General features: G+C 59.7%; 15 protein-coding genes. 2 read left to right on the top strand and 13 right to left on the bottom strand.

Annotated elements, in window-relative coordinates:
- Window positions 1-18 precede the first annotated feature (18 nt).
- Window positions 19-900: a LysR family transcriptional regulator gene (locus tag E4P32_RS21835; protein WP_116435663.1), complete on the bottom strand. Its 882-nt coding sequence runs from the start codon at window positions 898-900 to the stop codon at window positions 19-21.
- A 102-nt stretch (window positions 901-1,002) separates the two neighbouring features.
- Here E4P32_RS21835 and E4P32_RS21830 point away from each other — a divergent pair, with 102 nt between their 5' ends.
- Window positions 1,003-2,187, top strand: a complete 1,185-nt coding sequence (locus E4P32_RS21830; RefSeq protein ID WP_116435662.1) for an MFS transporter — start codon at window positions 1,003-1,005, stop codon at window positions 2,185-2,187.
- 48 nt (window positions 2,188-2,235) lie between these two features.
- The gene (locus E4P32_RS21825) at window positions 2,236-3,291 is read left to right on the top strand and encodes an SDR family oxidoreductase (RefSeq protein WP_116435661.1); all 1,056 of its coding nucleotides are present in this window, start codon (window positions 2,236-2,238) and stop codon (window positions 3,289-3,291) included.
- An 86-nt stretch (window positions 3,292-3,377) separates the two neighbouring features.
- Here the strand turns inward: E4P32_RS21825 and E4P32_RS21820 are convergent, their stop codons facing one another.
- The 12 genes from E4P32_RS21820 to ispG form a co-directional block, all read right to left on the bottom strand.
- The gene (locus E4P32_RS21820; RefSeq protein WP_116435660.1) at window positions 3,378-3,914 is read right to left on the bottom strand and encodes a phosphoribosyltransferase family protein; all 537 of its coding nucleotides are present in this window, start codon (window positions 3,912-3,914) and stop codon (window positions 3,378-3,380) included.
- 34 nt (window positions 3,915-3,948) lie between these two features.
- Window positions 3,949-5,262, bottom strand: coding sequence for an adenylosuccinate synthase (locus E4P32_RS21815; RefSeq protein WP_116435659.1), 1,314 nt, complete (start codon window positions 5,260-5,262; stop codon window positions 3,949-3,951).
- Between the two features lie 3 nt (window positions 5,263-5,265).
- Window positions 5,266-6,417: an ATP phosphoribosyltransferase regulatory subunit gene (locus E4P32_RS21810; RefSeq protein WP_116435658.1), complete on the bottom strand. Its 1,152-nt coding sequence runs from the start codon at window positions 6,415-6,417 to the stop codon at window positions 5,266-5,268.
- A gap of 295 nt (window positions 6,418-6,712) precedes the next feature.
- Window positions 6,713-7,597 carry a protease modulator HflC gene (gene hflC, locus E4P32_RS21805; RefSeq protein WP_116435657.1) on the bottom strand — a complete coding sequence of 295 codons (885 nt, stop codon included), beginning with the start codon at window positions 7,595-7,597 and terminating at the stop codon, window positions 6,713-6,715.
- Window positions 7,597-8,919 (bottom strand): FtsH protease activity modulator HflK, encoded by a 1,323-nt coding sequence (gene hflK / locus E4P32_RS21800; RefSeq protein ID WP_116435656.1) that lies wholly within the window; start codon window positions 8,917-8,919, stop codon window positions 7,597-7,599. Before hflK ends, hflC begins: the two co-directional genes overlap by 1 nt.
- Before the next feature lie 102 nt (window positions 8,920-9,021).
- On the bottom strand, window positions 9,022-10,188 hold the full coding sequence (gene hflX, locus E4P32_RS21795; RefSeq protein ID WP_255419433.1) for a GTPase HflX: 1,167 nt from the start codon (window positions 10,186-10,188) through the stop codon (window positions 9,022-9,024).
- 27 nt (window positions 10,189-10,215) lie between these two features.
- Complete coding sequence (gene hfq, locus E4P32_RS21790) at window positions 10,216-10,455, bottom strand: RNA chaperone Hfq (RefSeq protein WP_034297704.1); 240 nt, start codon at window positions 10,453-10,455, stop codon at window positions 10,216-10,218.
- A gap of 119 nt (window positions 10,456-10,574) precedes the next feature.
- The gene (gene der, locus E4P32_RS21785; protein ID WP_116435654.1) at window positions 10,575-11,915 is read right to left on the bottom strand and encodes a ribosome biogenesis GTPase Der; all 1,341 of its coding nucleotides are present in this window, start codon (window positions 11,913-11,915) and stop codon (window positions 10,575-10,577) included.
- A gap of 6 nt (window positions 11,916-11,921) precedes the next feature.
- Window positions 11,922-13,094, bottom strand: a complete 1,173-nt coding sequence (gene bamB, locus E4P32_RS21780; RefSeq protein ID WP_116435653.1) for an outer membrane protein assembly factor BamB — start codon at window positions 13,092-13,094, stop codon at window positions 11,922-11,924.
- 54 nt (window positions 13,095-13,148) lie between these two features.
- Window positions 13,149-13,799 carry a tetratricopeptide repeat protein gene (locus E4P32_RS21775; protein ID WP_116435652.1) on the bottom strand — a complete coding sequence of 217 codons (651 nt, stop codon included), beginning with the start codon at window positions 13,797-13,799 and terminating at the stop codon, window positions 13,149-13,151.
- Between the two features lie 27 nt (window positions 13,800-13,826).
- A complete protein-coding gene (hisS, locus tag E4P32_RS21770; protein WP_116435651.1) occupies window positions 13,827-15,179 on the bottom strand; it encodes a histidine--tRNA ligase in 1,353 nt (450 codons plus the stop codon).
- Window positions 15,180-15,253: 74 nt separating this feature from the next.
- Entirely contained in the window at window positions 15,254-16,522 is a 1,269-nt protein-coding gene (ispG, locus tag E4P32_RS21765) for a flavodoxin-dependent (E)-4-hydroxy-3-methylbut-2-enyl-diphosphate synthase (protein WP_116435650.1), read from the bottom strand.
- Window positions 16,523-16,532: the final 10 nt, after the last annotated feature.

The raw sequence follows: 16,532 nt of genomic DNA, 5'->3' as shown, positions 1-16,532 counted from the left end.
TCTCTTCCAAGGCAGGCATTACAGCTTGCATTGCAAAAAATCGAGGAAGCAGCTGATGCGTCTCGAAATCTGGGTATTCCGGTAGTACACGGCGTGGATCTGCTGGCGGAATGCCGTATGCGACTTTTCCAGCAAGCGAACCAGACGTCCCGCCGCCACATCGGCATCCGACATGAAATTGGACAGGCAGGCGATGCCTTGCCCGTGCAGCGCCAGTTGCCGGATGGTCTCCCCGCTTGAAGCTCGCAGCGCCGGCCGGATCGGATAACGGTCGCCGTCTTCGTGCTGCAGCGGCCAGTTGTTGAGTCCTTCCGGCTGCGTGAAGCCGATCAGTTGGTGCTTGTCGAGATCCTTGACGGTCTTCGGCGTGCCATGCCGGCGCAGATATTCCGGGCTGGCCAGCAGTTGCAGCCGGGCCGAGGTCAGCGCCTTGGCGTGCAACGTCGAATCCTGCAGCTCGCCGATGCGGATGGCGATGTCGGTGCGCTGCTCGACCAGATCAATGAAGCGGTCATTGGTGGTCAGGTCCAGTTCGATATCGGGATAGGCTTCGCGGAAGGCGCCCACGTACGGCACGATACAGTGGAGCATGAACGGCGCCGAGGCATCCACGCGCAGCTTGCCGACCGGCTTCTGGCTGCGGATGCGGATCGATTCTTCCGCGCGCTCCATGGCGGCGACGATCTCGCGCGCCTGCTCCAGGAACACCTGCCCTTCTTCGGTCAGGTCCATGCGCCGCGTGGTGCGCGTCAGCAAACTGGTGCCGAGCTTTTCCTCCAACCGCGTCAAGGCACGGCTGACACCCGAGGTGGTCTGTTCCAGCACTTCGGCGGCGGCGCTCAGGCTGCCGGCCTCGACCACCGCGATAAATATCCGCATTTCATCCGATTGCATGGTCATTGTTGACTCCAATTCAAATATTTTTTGATTTTAACGGTATTTTTCTCAACAAAGATAGTCGGCACAATGTCACACGTCAAACAAACCTCTGGGAGTTGCATCATGCCGATTGCTTTATGGGCGCTGGCCATCAGCGCATTTGCGATAGGAACCACCGAATTCGTCATCATGGGCCTGTTGCCCGAAGTCGCCGCCAATCTGGGCACGACCTTGTCCTCGGCCGGCTTGCTGGTCACCGGCTACGCGCTGGGCGTGTTCGTCGGCGCCCCGCTGGTCACCGCCACCACCGGCAAGCTACCGCGCAAGACTTTGCTGGTCAGCCTGATGGTGCTGTTCGTCATCGGCAACGTCGGCTGTGCAATCGCGCCGGATTACACCACGCTGATGATTTCGCGCATCGTCGCTTCGTTCTCGCATGGCGCCTTCTTCGGTGTCGGTTCGGTAGTCGCCACCGGCCTGGTGCCGAAAGAAAAGCAGGCTTCCGCGATCGCCCTGATGTTCACCGGCCTGACCGTGGCCAACGTGCTGGGCGTGCCGTTCGGCACCTGGCTGGGCCAGATGTACGGCTGGCGCTCGACCTTCTGGGCAGTCAGCGCCATCGGCGTCGTGGCCTTGTTGGCGACCGCTTATCTGGTGCCCCGCTCGGATGACCAGCAGGATGCCGATTTTCGCAGTGAACTGCGCGTGCTGGGCCGTCCGCAAGTGCTGCTTGGCCTGCTGATGACGGTGCTGGGTTTCGGCGGCGTGTTTGCTGCATTCACCTACATCGCACCGATCCTGACCGACATCACCGGCTTTCAGCCTGGCGCGGTATCGCCGATCCTGCTGCTGTTCGGCGTCGGCCTGGTGGGCGGTAATCTGTTGGGCGGCAAGTTCGCCGACAAGTACCTGATGCCGACGCTGGTGGTCAGCCTGGTGTTGCTGGGCGGCGTGCTGGTGCTGTTCTCGTTCACCAGCCATTACAAGCTGGCCGCCGTGATCACGGTCGGCTTGCTGGGCGCCGCTGCGTTCGCCACCGTGCCGCCACTGCAAATGCGCGTGCTGGAAAAAGCCACCGGCGCACCCAACCTGGCCTCGTCAGTCAATATCGCCGCCTTCAATCTTGGTAACGCTCTCGGTGCTTGGCTGGGTGGCGTCACCATCGATCATGGTCCCGGCCTGCACGCAGTATCGCTGGTCGCGGCATTGATCACGACAGGCGGCCTGGTGGTTGCGCTGATCAGCTGGAAGCTGGACCGCAAAGCAGCGCCTGCGGGTTCGCTGAAGGCCGCCAGCGAAGCTTGCTGATTCCCTGATCCGTTTTCCACCTTAACTCTTGCCCGGAAATCCACCACCATGAACACGCAAAAAGTAGCACTGGTAGTCGGCGCCCAAGGCGTCATCGGCCGCAACCTGATCGATCATCTGCGCGGCCTTGAAGACTGGAACATCATCGGCCTGTCGCGTCGCGGCGGCGAGTCGGACGAGCGTGTACGACACATCGCGGTTGACCTTCTCGACCAGGAAGACGCCCGCGCCAAACTGGGCGGCCTCAAACAAGTCACCCACATCTTCTACGCCGCCTACCAGCATCGTCCGACCTGGGCGGAGTTAGTCGCGCCAAATCTGGCGATGCTGGTCAACACGCTGGAAAACGTCGAGCCCGTCGCCGATCATCTGCAACACGTCAGCCTGATGCAGGGCTACAAGGTCTACGGCGGCCATCTCGGCCCGTTCAAGACGCCGGCGCGCGAAACCGATGCGCATTTCATGCCGCCGGAGTTCATGTTCGATCAACAGACTTATCTTGAGCAACGCCAGCAGGGCAAGGCATGGACCTGGTCGGGCATCCGTCCGGCGGTGGTCGGCGGCTTTGCACTGGGCAATCCGATGAACCTGGCGCTGGCCATCGCGGTGTATGCGTCGGTGTCAAAAGAGCTGGGCTTGCCGCTGCGCTTTCCGGGTAAGCCTGGCGCTTATGACAAGCTGGTGGAGATGACCGATGCAGGCCTGCTGGCCAAGGCCACGGTGTGGGCTGCGACCGATCCGCGCTGCGGCAACCAGGCCTTCAACATCGGCAACGGCGACCTGTTCCGCTGGAGCGAAATGTGGCCGAAGATTGCGCGCTATTTCGATCTCGAGGTGGCGCCGCCTCTGCCCCTGTCGCTGACCACCGTGATGGCGGACAAGGCCGAGGTGTGGCAGCGCATCGTCGACAAGCACGACCTGGCCCGGCATGACCTGGCGGAATTGTCGTCATGGGAGTTCAGCGACTTCGTGTTCTCCTGGGACTACGACATGTTCGGCGACGGCTCCAAGGCGCGGCGCTTCGGCTTTCATGAGTATGTCGAGACCGAGGCGATGTTCATGGCGATCTTTGACGATTTCCGTCGCCGCAAAGTGATTCCCTGAGGCAGCGGCGATGCGGGGATCGCGGACATAGAAAAAGAGCTTACGTGAATGCGTAAGCTCTTTTTTTGGTCTCGCAGAATGGAGAATTACTTCGTCTCGCCCTTCTTGATCCATGCCGCCAACTGATGCGGACCAAGGCCGTCATAGTCTTCGAACGGCTGATGAATCCACGGATTGGTCGGCAGGTAGTCGAGGTGATAGTCCGGCTCGACGATCGAGCAGGCCTTCCACCACAGTACGGCCGATTTGATCTCGGTCACCGCAGGATAGTGTTCCTTGAGGTGCATCTGCACCTTCTGCAGCGTCACGCCGGAATCGACCAGATCGTCCACCAGCAAGACGCGGCCCGACAAGCTGCCCTTGGTGATGGTGATGTATTTGGCGATGTCCAGGCTGCTGCGGATGGTGCCCGCGGCTTCACGGTAGGAGCTGGTCGACAGGATCGCCAGCGGCACGTCGAAGATGCGCGAGAACACATCGCCGGGACGCAGGCCGCCACGCGCAAGGCACAGGACCTGATCGAATTGCCAGCCCGATTCGTGCACTTTCAGGGCCAGCTTTTCGATGCTGCGGTTGTAGTCATCCCAGGAGACCCACAGGTCTTTGTCGTCGGATATTTTCATTATTGATACTCGTCGTACGGAATTGCTTTACGGATTACTTGAATGGATGGCGCAAGACAATGGTTTCTTCGCGATCCGGACCGGTCGAAATCATGTCGATAGGCACACCGACCAGTTCCTGGATACGCGCGATGTAAGCACGCGCGTTCTTCGGCAGGCCGTCCAGCGATTGTACGCCGACGGTCGATTCTTTCCAGCCCGGCATTTCTTCGTAAATCGGCACGCAGGCAGCGGCTTCTTCAGCGCCGACCGGGAAGATGTCGACGGTCTTGCCGTTCAGTGTGTAGCCGGTGCACAGCTTGAGCGACTCGAGGCCGTCCAGCACGTCCAGCTTGGTCAGGCACATGCCGGAGACGCCGTTGATCTGCACCGAACGCTTCAGCAGCGCGGCGTCGAACCAGCCGCAGCGGCGCGCACGGCCGGTGACGGTGCCGAATTCATGACCGACGGAAGCCAGGTGCTTGCCGACGCCTTCATCGGTCGGCAGTTCGGCCGGGAACGGGCCCGAACCGACGCGTGTGGTGTAAGCCTTGGTGATGCCCATGACGTAGTGCAGCATGTCGGGACCGACGCCTGCGCCGGCGGCGGCGTTGCCGGCCACGCAATTGCTCGAGGTGACGAACGGATAGGTGCCGTGGTCAACGTCCAGCAGGCTGCCTTGCGCGCCTTCGAACAGCAGGTTGGCGCCGTTCTGGTTGGCGATATGCAGGTCGTTGGAAACGTCGGCAACCATCGGTTTCAGGCGCGGCACGTTGGCCAGCGCATCGTCCAAGGTCTTCTGGAAGTCGACCGGCTGGGTCTTCAGGTACTGGGTCAGGACGAAGTTGTGGTAATCCAGGTTTTCCAGCAGCTTTTCGGCGAAGCGCTTTTCGTTGAGCAGATCGGCCACGCGAATGGCGCGACGGGCAACCTTGTCTTCGTAGGCCGGGCCGATGCCCTTGCCGGTGGTGCCGATCTTGGCGGCACCGCGCGCGGCTTCACGCGCTACGTCGAGTGCCACGTGATAAGGCAGGATCAGCGGACAGGCTTCCGATACCTTCAGGCGCGACGCGACTTCGACGCCGGCAGCTTCCAGCTTGTCGATTTCACGCAGCAGATCAGGCACGGACAAGACCACGCCATTGCCGATGTAGCAAGCCACGCCGGCACGCATGATGCCCGACGGAATCAATTGCAGCGCAGTCTTCTTGCCGCCGATGACCAGCGTATGGCCCGCATTGTGCCCGCCCTGGAAACGCACCACGCCCTGGGCGTGATCAGTCAGCCAATCGACGATCTTACCTTTACCTTCATCGCCCCACTGCGTACCGATGACGACGACATTCTTTGCATTGCTTTTCTGTAACATGGCTTAACCCAAATTTTTGATAATCCAATTTCCATTGCTGAGCTCCACTGCACGGTCGCAGTCGAATTCGTCCTGGTCGTTCTCGTGTCCCGGGAGACTTTGAATCACGATTTCCCCGGCGCGGCGCAATTCCGCTATTTTCTCACGCAAACCTGCCTCGGTACCCCATGGCGCGCGAATTGCGGGCTTTCTTTCCGCGCCCGGCATCAGGCGAGCCAGTTCACGCAAATCCATGGAAAAACCGGTCGCCGGGCGGGCGCGTCCGAATGCTTCGCCGACGTGATCGTAACGGCCGCCGCGCACCACCGCATTGGGCAGGCCCGGCACGTAAGCCGCGAACATTACGCCGCTGTGATAGTGGTAACCGCGCAGGTCGGCCAGGTCGATGGTGACGTTGGCTTCGCCGGCGAGTTGCGCCAGCGCCTGCAGTTCGTCAAGCGCCTGGGCGATGCCCGGCAGCGCCGGCAAGGCCTTGCGTGCACGTGCGATCACTTCGATGTCGCCGTACAGGCCCGGCAGCGCCAGCAGGGCGTCGCGCGTGGCCGGCAGATAATCTTTGGTCAGTATGTGCAGACCGGGAATGTCCTTGGCTTCCAGCAGGCCGAACAACTGCGCCGCCTGCTTGGCCGCCTTCTCGTCATTGGCGATGATGGCGCGCAGCACGCCGACGTGGCACAGGTCCAGCCGCACCTTGTCGATGCCGGCCAATGCCAGCGAGGCCAGCGCCAGCGCCTGGATTTCGGCGTCGGCTTCGAGGCCGGCGTGGCCGTAGATTTCGGCGCCGATCTGCAGCGGTTCGCGCGTGGCGTGCAGGCCCGAGGGACGGGTATGCAACACGCTGCCGGCGTAGCACAGGCGCGTGACGGAATCACGGTTGAGCAAATGCGCGTCGATGCGCGCAACTTGCGTGGTCATGTCGGCGCGAATTCCCAGCGTGCGACCGGACAGCTGATCAACCAGCTTGAAGGTGCGCAGGTCGGTGTCCTGACCGGCGCCGGTCAGCAGCGACTCCAGGTATTCGAGCAGCGGCGGCATCACCATTTCGTAGCCGTACAAACGGAAATTGTCGAGCATGCGGCGACGCAGCTCTTCAATCTTGCGCGCTTCGGACGGCAAGACGTCGGCAATGTTTTCAGGAAGAAGCCAGTTAGGCATAAAACAATTCAATCAAAAAATATATCCGAAACAAACCCCGGCATGCTCAGGGAGAACTCGGGCAGAACCAGGCGAACCCCGCCACACGCGGCAAGGCACACGCGTCCGAAGAAGCGTATGCCTGGAGCACATCACATCAATGCTGGGGAAACAAATACTCGAAAGAAACGAACAGAAACGACAGAAACAGCGGTCAACAATTCAGGTCAACAAAAACAGAAGGACGCCCCATGCCGGCGGCATCCGTTTTTCTGTTCGCGCAACCCGATATTGTATACCACGAACGGGTCGTGGCTTATTTCTTGGCGCTCACGCCTCCCACGCCCTTGAAATACTTGAAGAACTCGGAGTTGGGGTCCACCACCATCAGGTCGTGACGGTTCTTGAAGCTGGCGCGATAAGCCTCGAGGCTGCGATAGAACTTGAAGAACTCGGGATTCTGTCCGAATGCCTGGGCGTAGACCTGGGAAGCCTTGGCATCGCCTGCGCCGCGGATTTTTTCCGCATCGCGATAGGCTTCAGCCAAGATCACCACGCGTTGGCGGTCGGCGTCGGCGCGAATCTTTTCCGACTCGGCAGCGCCGGTGGAACGCAATTCGTTGGCGACGCGGGCGCGTTCGGACTTCATGCGGTCATACACAGAATTGTTGATCTGGTCGACATAGTCAACCCGGCGCAGACGCACGTCGATGATCTCGGCGCCGATCTGCTTGGCCTCAAGGGCTACCTTGCGCTGGATCGCGTCCATCACCTTGCCGCGTTCACCGGAGATCACTTCGCGCACGGTGCGCTTGGTGATTTCTTCGTTCAGTGCAGCCTTGACGATTTGCGACAGGCGATCTTGGGCGCGACGCTCATCGCCCCCGAAGCTGATGAAGTACAGGCGTGGATCAACGATGCGCCATTTGACGAAGGAGTCCACCAGGACGTTTTTCTTTTCGGCCGTGATGAAACGGTCGGCGTCAGGCGTATCCAGGGTCTGGATGCGCTTGTCGATGTAGATCACGTTCTGGAACGGCGGCGGCAGCTTGAAGTGCAGACCCGGCTCGGTCACCACCTGCTTGACTTCACCGAGGGCGAAGACGATGGCCGACTGGCGCTGCTCAACGATGAAAACGGTCGTCGACACCAGCCAGATGGCGATGACGGCGACGATGATGCTGGTAATCAGGCGGCTCATTAGCGTACCTCCCGATCGCGGGAATCACGCGCATCCCGGTTGCGGGAATCACGTTGGGCATCTGTGGAATACACTGGATCTGTTCCTGGAAGTGTTGGCGAAGCAGCGGATGATGATCCTGCAGGCGCAGTCGCAGGCTTTGCTGCCGCGGCGGCGTTATCGGATTGCTGGATCAGCTTGTCCAGCGGCAGATACAGCAAGTTGTTGCCGCTCTTGGCGTCCACCATGACCTTGGTCGTGTTGGAGAAGATCTGCTGCATGGTTTCCAGATACATACGGTCACGCGTTACAGCCGGCGCTTTCTGGTACTCCTCGAGCACTTGCTTGAAGCGCGCGGCATCGCCTTCGGCGTTGGCGACGATGCGCGAACGGTAGGCTTCGGCTTCTTCCAACAGGCGTGAAGAAGCGCCGCTAGCCTTCGGGATCACATCGTTGGCATAGGCCTGGCCTTCGTTCTTCTGACGCTCGCGGTCCTGCCCTGCCTTGACGGCGTCGTCGAATGCCGCCTGCACCTGTTCAGGCGGTTGCACACCCTGCATGGTGACGTTGGTGATCTGCACACCCGATTTATAGCGATCAAGGATTTGCTGCATCAGTTGACCAACGTCGAGCGCCACCTTTTCACGGCCTTCGTACAACACGAAGTCCATCTTGCTGCGGCCGACGATCTCGCGAATCGCGGTCTCGGCGACCTGACGCACGGTCTCGTCCTGGTCGCGATTGTTGAACAGCCATTCTGCGGCGTTCTTGAGTTTGTATTGAACTGCGAACTGGATGTCGATGATATTCTCATCGTCAGTCAGCATCAGCGCTTCCTTCAGTTGCTTGTTCTTGGCATTGCTGCGATAGCCGATCTCCGCGGTGCGCACCTGCGAGACGTTGACAATCTCATGGCTTTGCAACGGATAAGGCCAGCGCCAGTTAAAGCCGGGCAACGTAGTGTGGCTGTATTTGCCGAAAGTCATGACGACCGCAGTCTGACCTTCCTGGACGATGAAGAAGCCACTGGCCAGCCACAGGAATGCGACGATGACGGCGATCACGCCGGCGCCGATACCGGCGCCCTTGATGTCACCGCGATTGAAGCCGCCGCCGTCGCCGTTATCCGAACCGCCGCCACCACGCTTGCCGAAGAGCCGGCTCAGGCGCTGATTGAAATCGCGCCATAGCTGATCGAGATCGGGAGGGCCGTCTTCCGGCTTTTTGCCGTTATTGCCGTTGTTCTGATTTTGACGGTTATTGTCGTCTTGTGAACCGCGCCCCCATTGAGGGTCGTTCAACGAGAACTTAATACCGAGTTTTTTGAATAGAGAAACGAGCATGCGTTGCGATCCGGCTTAGTAATTGAAAAAATCAAAAGAGGGAATGCCCGCCAACTTCGAGAACCGCCTGGACGACCAGCTGTGGCGGTTCAAGCCAACAGATTAATGCGCGTGCGAATCGTATGCATCGTACACGTCACGCACATCTTGAGAATCGGGAGTCTCTGATCGGGCGCCCCTGCGTGCCTCGATCGACGACCTGAGCGAGTCGGCAATTGCCTGCCGCAGCAAATCCAGGCCGGCGCCAGTTTTTGCACTGACAAAAACCCGGTGGATTCTACCATACTCATCATGCTCAATCGCCGGCTCCAGCTCGGCGGCGTCGATCTTGTTCCAGACCAGAATCTGGGGGATATGATCCGCACCAATTTCCTTGAGAACCAGGTTCACCTGCTCGATTTGCTCCATGCGCACCGGGCTTGCCGCATCGACAACATGCAGCAGCAGATCGGCGTGAATGGTCTCTTCGAGCGTGGCGCGAAACGCCGCCACCAGTTGGTGAGGCAGCTCACGGATGAAGCCGACCGTGTCGGAAATGACCACATGGCCGACTTCCCCCAGATACACCCGGCGCGATGTCGTGTCCAGCGTCGCAAACAACTGGTTGGCGGCATACACGCCGGCTTTGGCCATGGCGTTGAACACCGTGGATTTGCCCGCGTTTGTGTAACCGACCAGCGAGACCGAAAACGTGTCGTTGCGACCACGTGCGCGACGTTGCGTGGCGTGCTGGCGATGCAGCTTGGCCAGTTGGGCGCGCAAGGCCTTGACGCGATCACCGAGCAGACGACGGTCGGTTTCGAGCTGAGTTTCGCCGGGACCGCGCAAGCCGATACCGCCCTTTTGCCGCTCCAAGTGAGTCCAGCCGCGAATCAGGCGTGTGGCCAGATGCTGCAATTGGGCGAGCTCAACCTGCACCTTGCCTTCATGACTCTTGGCGCGTTGGGCAAAAATATCGAGAATCAGACTGGTGCGGTCAAGCACCCGTGTTTTCAGCACCCGTTCGAGATTGCGCTGTTGCGCAGGCGACAAGGCGTGATTGAAGATGACGATGTCGAGTTCCAGATCGGCGACTGCATCTGCAATCTCCTGCGCCTTGCCGGAACCGACAAACAGCGCGGCATCCGGACTGGCGCGTTTGCCGGTTACGGTGGTAACAGGCTCTGCGCCAGCGGACTTGGCCAGCAGGAACAATTCATCCAGACTTGCGGCAAAATCGCTTTTGCCGAAATCCAGGCCGACTAGCGCGGCACGCATATCAGTATGCACACGGCGTAGCGCCGGCTGGATAAACCATTATTCCGCTTCTGCCGAATCGAGGCTCAGATTGACGGCACGGGCTGGTACGACGGTGGAAATGGCGTGCTTGTACACCATTTGGGTGACGGTGTTGCGCAGCAGGACAACATATTGGTCGAATGACTCAACATGGCCTTGCAGTTTGATCCCGTTGACCAGATAGATCGAAACGGGGACGTGTTCTTTTCTTAAGGCGTTAAGAAATGGGTCTTGTAACAATTGCCCTTTGTTGCTCATGGCAGCTCCACTGTGTTGTTGTGATTAGGATTTGGAGGCACCTGACAAAATTTCAAGTGCTTTACCAATCTATGCGTTATGAATGTAAACGATTTCCTACCGACCGCCAAGATTCGAGATTATTTATCTGGGCGCGCGAAAGGATTCTTGCTCGAGCGGAACTCGATACGGAGTGGAGTGCCAACCAACGAGAAAGTTTCACGAAAATGCTTTTCGAGATAACGTTTGTAGCTGTCATCCACGCCTTCAAGGGCGTTGCCGTGGATCACCACGATCGGAGGATTCATGCCGCCCTGGTGGGCGTAGCGCAATTTGGGGCGGATCGAGCCTTTGCGGCGCGGCTGTTGATGTTCGACCGCTTCGATCAGCGCCCGCGTGAGCTTCGGCGTGGTCAGATTGGACATCGCTGCGGCATAGGCCGAGTCGATTGATTTCATGACCGGGCCGATGCCGGTCGACTTCAGCGCGGAGATGAAGTGGAACTTGGCAAACGACAGGAAGCTGAGCTTGCGCTCAAGGTCCATCTTGATCTCGTCGCGACGATCGCTTTGCAGGCCGTCCCACTTGTTGACGCCCACCACCAGCGCCCGACCGGACTCCAGCACGAAGCCGGCGATATGCGCATCCTGCTCCGAAATGTCCTGTTGCGCGTCGAGCAGCAGCAGGACCACGTTGGTTTCCGAAATCGATTGCAAGGTCTTCACTACCGAGAATTTTTCGATAGCTTCGAACACCTTGCCGCGACGGCGGATACCGGCAGTATCGATCAGCGTGTATTGCTTGCCGTCGCGCTCGAAGGGAATCTCGATCGAATCGCGGGTCGTGCCCGGCATGTCGAACGCGATGACGCGCTCTTCGCCGAGCAAAGTATTGACCAATGTCGACTTGCCCACATTGGGACGGCCGACGATGGCAATCTTGATGCCGCGCGCGACGTCGACTTCTTCGCCAAGATCGGGACGCTGCGCCAACGCAATATCCAATGCCTCATCCACCAGGTCGGCGACGCCGTCGCCATGCGCAGCAGAAATCACATACGGATCGCCCAGGCCCAGCTCGTAGAAGTCGGCGGTGACGGACGTGTACTTCATGCCTTCGGCCTTGTTGACCACCAGCATGACCGAACGCCCCGATTTGCGCAGGAAATCGGTAATGGTTTTGTCGTGCGGCGTCAGGCCCTGACGGCCGTCGACGATGAACACAACGATATCGGCCTCGACCACCGCCTGCTTGGTCTGTTTGGCCATTTCAAACATGATGCCCTCTTTGGCCACCGGCTCGAAACCACCGGTATCAATCACCAAAAAGGGGCGTTCGCCGACCCGGCCTTCGCCGTAGTGACGATCCCGGGTCAGCCCGGGCAAGTCTGCGACCAGCGCATCACGTGAACGGGTGAGCCGATTAAACAATGTCGACTTACCGACATTGGGACGACCAACAAGTGCAATAACCGGCTTCATTAAATTTTATTCTGCCGCCAAGGCGACGACTGTTCCTGCTTGAGTTTGAAAAACGACGGCTTGCCCAGCGGCAATCGGCGTCACTTGAATCGGGCTTCCGTCAGTGCTTGTACGGGCGACGAACGCACCGTCATCGCGCGACAGGAAATGGATATAACCCTGATAATCGCCTACTGCGACCGCTTTGCCAACTGCAATCGGCGGCGACAGGCGTCGATAGGCCAGTTTGGCGTTGCGCCACAGCGCGGCGCCGGTGTCACGGGCGAATTCCGTCACGCCGCCCTTGTCATCGGCCGCAAATACAAAGCGGTCATCCAGCGTCAAGCCGGATTCACTCGAAAAATCCTTCGCCCAGCGCACATTGCCATTGATGACATCGAAGCAACCGATACGACCTTGATAAGCCACTGCACACACATCGCGCACGCCCAATCCCGGCACGCCGGACACATCTGCAATACGTTCCAGTTCAGTGGTGCCTTTCGGATCACCGACGGCGACTTCCCAGCGCGGACCGCCGTTGTTCAGTGCCAGCGCCGACAAGCGGCCGCCCGGCAAGGCGACGTATGCGGTTTGCGAATCGAGCACGATGCCAGGCGCAGTGCGCAGGGTCAGCGCCGGCAAAGGACGCAGCACGGTCCAGCGGCGGGTGCCGTTGTCGGCGTCAAATGCGGTAACACGATTGTCGATGCTGCGCACCAGCACCAGCCCCGAACCTACCACCGGAGCGGACAACACTTCGCTTGGCGCCTGGGCTTTCCAAAGCGACTTGCCGTTACCGTCGAAAGCTTGCACGACGCCCTTCTCGCCCACCACGGCAACCACGTTGCCGTCGCTGCCTACACCGGCCGTCAGCGACGAACCGGCGTTGACGCGCCACACAGCCTGGCCGGTGGAGGCATTCAGACGCACCACTGCGCCGTCTGCCCCGGCCGCGAACACGCTGCCACCCGCGTAGACCGGGCTGAACTGGAAGACGCCGGCTTTGCCGACTGACGCAGTCCACACGGTTTGCGTACGCAAGGTTTGCTTGAACTCGACCAGCGCCGCAGGCGGGTTGATTTCCTTCTTGCTCGAAAACAGCGAGCAACCCGACAGCAGGGCTACTGCAGCCAGCGCGCTCAGTTTGATCGCCAGGGAAGCGGTACGCTTGGATACGACTTGTGACTCACGACGCATATGTTTTTTCCTCTTACCGAATTGCAAGATGTTGGAGTGTTGTTATGGCGATGCTCAGGCCGCGGCCTTGGCCGGTGCACCGCCGATGGCGTCGAGCTTCAGCTGGATCAGCTGGCGGCCCGGATTGCGCTCATCGGTCTTGTCCAGCGCCAGTTGGTAGGCGCTGCGCGCTTCGTCGCGTTTGTCTTGCGCCACCAGAATATCGCCCTTGCGGTCGGCAACGGCGCCGGCAAATTGCACCGGAAAATCTCCTGCCAGCAGTTTGAGCGCATCGTCGTAAGCTTTGGCGTCCAGCAACAAGCCGGCCAGGCGAATCGACGCGATCGCCTTGTACTCGGCGTCGCGGCCATGGTCGATGACCCATTGCAATTGTTTCTTGGCGGTCTCGGTATCGTTCGCGTTGAAAGCTGACTTGGCGGCGACCAGCGCGCTCATCTGTGCGTAAGCCGTACCGCTGAATTTGTCCTGCATGTCAGTCGCTGCGCGCAACACTTTGGCGCCGTCCTTGGCCTCTGCCGCCTTTTGCTGCTCTTCATAGAGTTGCGAGGCTTGCTGCGACTGCTTGCTCTGATACAAATTCCAGCCGCTCCAGGCGCCGTAAGCGGCCAGCGCGACGATCAATGCCCAGGTCAGCAGATTGCCGTACTTGCTCCACCAAGCCTTGATGGAAGCCAGCTGTTCTTGTTCTTCGAGATCGTATGCCATGAAATAAGTCTAAAAGTAGTTCAGAAATTAAGGGTGGTAATGCACGTGGTCATGGCCATGATCGTGATCATGGTCGCCGACGATTTGCTCCACGACATAGTCGGTGACGCCGTCGAAAGGAATCGTGACCTGGTTGCTTTCGCCTTCGACTGCACGCAGGGTCTTGACGGTTGCTGTCGCGTTCTTGACTTCGTCTTCGCCGAGAATCACCGCAAACGCCGCCCCGCTGGCGTCCGCCTTCTTCATCTGCGACTTGAAGCTGCCGCCGGCGCTCGCCGATGCGCAATGTAGCACAACATCCAGCCCGGCACCGCGTAATCTTTCCGCCAGCACAAAGGATTGCAGTTGCGCTTCATCGCCCTGATGGACCATGTAGACGTCGCATTGGTTCGGCGCATATTGCTCGCCGCTTGCCTTCATCAGTTCGAGCAAACGCTCCACGCCCATGGCGAAACCGCAGGCCGGCGTCGGCTTGCCGCCGAACATTTCGATCAATGGATCGTAACGCCCGCCGCCACATACCGTACCTTGCGAACCGAGCTGGTCGGTGACCCACTCGAACACCGTACGGTTGTAATAGTCCATGCCGCGCACCAGGCGCGGATTGATCGTGAACGGGATGTTGTTGTGATTCAGGATCTTTTGCACCCCTTCGAAGTGCGCGCGCGACTCTTCACCCAGATAGTCGAGCAGCTTCGGCGCCCCGTTGACCATGTCTTGCATGGTCGGATTCTTGGTATCGAGAATGCGCAGCGGATTCGAATGCAGGCGACGCTGGGCATCTGTATCAAGCAGCTCCTTGTGCTGCTCGAAATAAGCGATCAGGTCGGCGCGATGCTTGCTGCGCTCTTCAGCGTCACCGATGGAATTGAGTTCAAGACGAATGTCTTCCAGGCCGAGATCGTCCCACAGGCGCTGGCACATCATGATTAGTTCGGCATCGATGTCCGGGCCGGTGAAACCGAGCGCTTCCGCGCCGACTTGATGAAACTGGCGATAGCGGCCGCGCTGCGGACGTTCATGGCGGAACATCGGACCCGCGTACCAGAGACGCTTCGGACCGTCGTAAGTAAGGTTGTGTTCGAGCGCCGCGCGCACCACGCTGGCAGTGCTTTCCGGACGTAAAGTCAGATTGTCGCCGTTCATGGAATCGGTGAAGGAATACATTTCCTTCTCGACGATGTCTGTCACTTCGCCCAAGCCGCGCGAGAACAAGGCGGTCGGTTCGACGATCGGTGTGCGAATCTGTTGGAAGCCGTAGCTCTTGAGCACCGAATGCACGGTGTTTTCAAACAATTCCCACAGCGGAGCATCGGCCGGCAGGATGTCGTTCATTCCTTTGACGCCAACGATTTTTTCGATTTTCTTGTTTTCAGACATGCTAGTAATCTTCAGGTTTGTTCAGTCACAGGCCCGCCGACGGCGACCTGTACAAGCGGCGCTCCGGCAACAACTCAGGCCGTGGTTTGCTGGCCGTAATGCGTTTGCACGTAGTCCAGCACGATGGTTTGGAATTCTTCGGCGATGCGCTCGCCGCGCAAGGTCATGCGCTTTTCACCGTCGATGAATACCGGCGCGGCAGGCGACTCGCCTGTGCCCGGCAGGCTGATGCCGATATTTGCATGCTTGGATTCACCGGGGCCGTTGACGATGCAGCCCATGACGGCGACGTTCATGCTTTCGACGCCCGGGTATACGCCCTTCCATTGCGGCATCTGCTCGCGCAAGTAGGTCTGGATCTTGTCCGCCAGATCCTGGAACACGGTCGATGTCGTACGACCGCAGCCGGGGCAAGCGATTACCATCGGCGTGAACTTGCGCAAGCCCATGGTCTGCAGGATTTCCTGCCCGACGATGACTTCGCGAGTGCGGTCGCCGCCCGGTTCCGGCGTCAGCGAAATGCGGATGGTGTCGCCAATGCCCTCTTGCAGCAACACCGACAAGGCTGCGGTCGAGGCGACGATACCCTTGCTGCCCATGCCGGCCTCAGTCAGACCGAGGTGCAGCGGATAGTCGCAACGGCGCGCCAGCTCGCGATACACGGCGATCAGGTCCTGCACGCCCGACACTTTGCACGACAGGATGATCTTGTCGCCGGCCAGGCCCAGCTCTTCTGCGCGCTGGGCGTTTTCGATGGCCGACGTCACCAGTGCTTCGTACATGACGGCCTGCGCCGGCCACGGTTCTGCACGTCCGGCATTTTCATCCATGATGCGCGCCAGCAGCGCCTGATCCAGGCTGCCCCAGTTGACGCCGATGCGCACCGGCTTGTCGTAGCGGCAAGCCGCTTCGATCATCTGGGCGAATTGACTGTCGCGCTTGGCGCCCTTGCCGACGTTGCCGGGGTTGATACGGTACTTCGACAGCGCCTTGGCGCAGTCGGGATAATCGTTGAGCAGCGTGTGGCCGTTGTAATGAAAATCGCCCACCAGCGGCACGTCCACGCCCATCCGATCAAGTTGCTCACGGATCGCCGGCACCGCTGCCGCTGCTTCCGGCGAATTGACGGTGATGCGCACCACTTCCGATCCGGCGCGCGCCAGATCCTTGATCTGGATCGCCGTGCCGATGGCGTCGGCTGTGTCGGTATTGGTCATGGACTGCACCATGACCGGCGCGCCGCCGCCGACCACCACTTCACGATCACCGTATCGAATGACGGCGCGGCGGCTTTGACGACGGCCTGACGGGCCGGATGCGATCGGAAAAGGCGAAGATGACATACGTGCTTTA

It is taken from the genome of Herbaspirillum sp. 3R11, from assembly GCF_004563925.1.
Lineage (GTDB): Bacteria > Pseudomonadota > Gammaproteobacteria > Burkholderiales > Burkholderiaceae_D > Herbaspirillum.
This window is presented reverse-complemented; position numbering and strand designations above follow the sequence as displayed.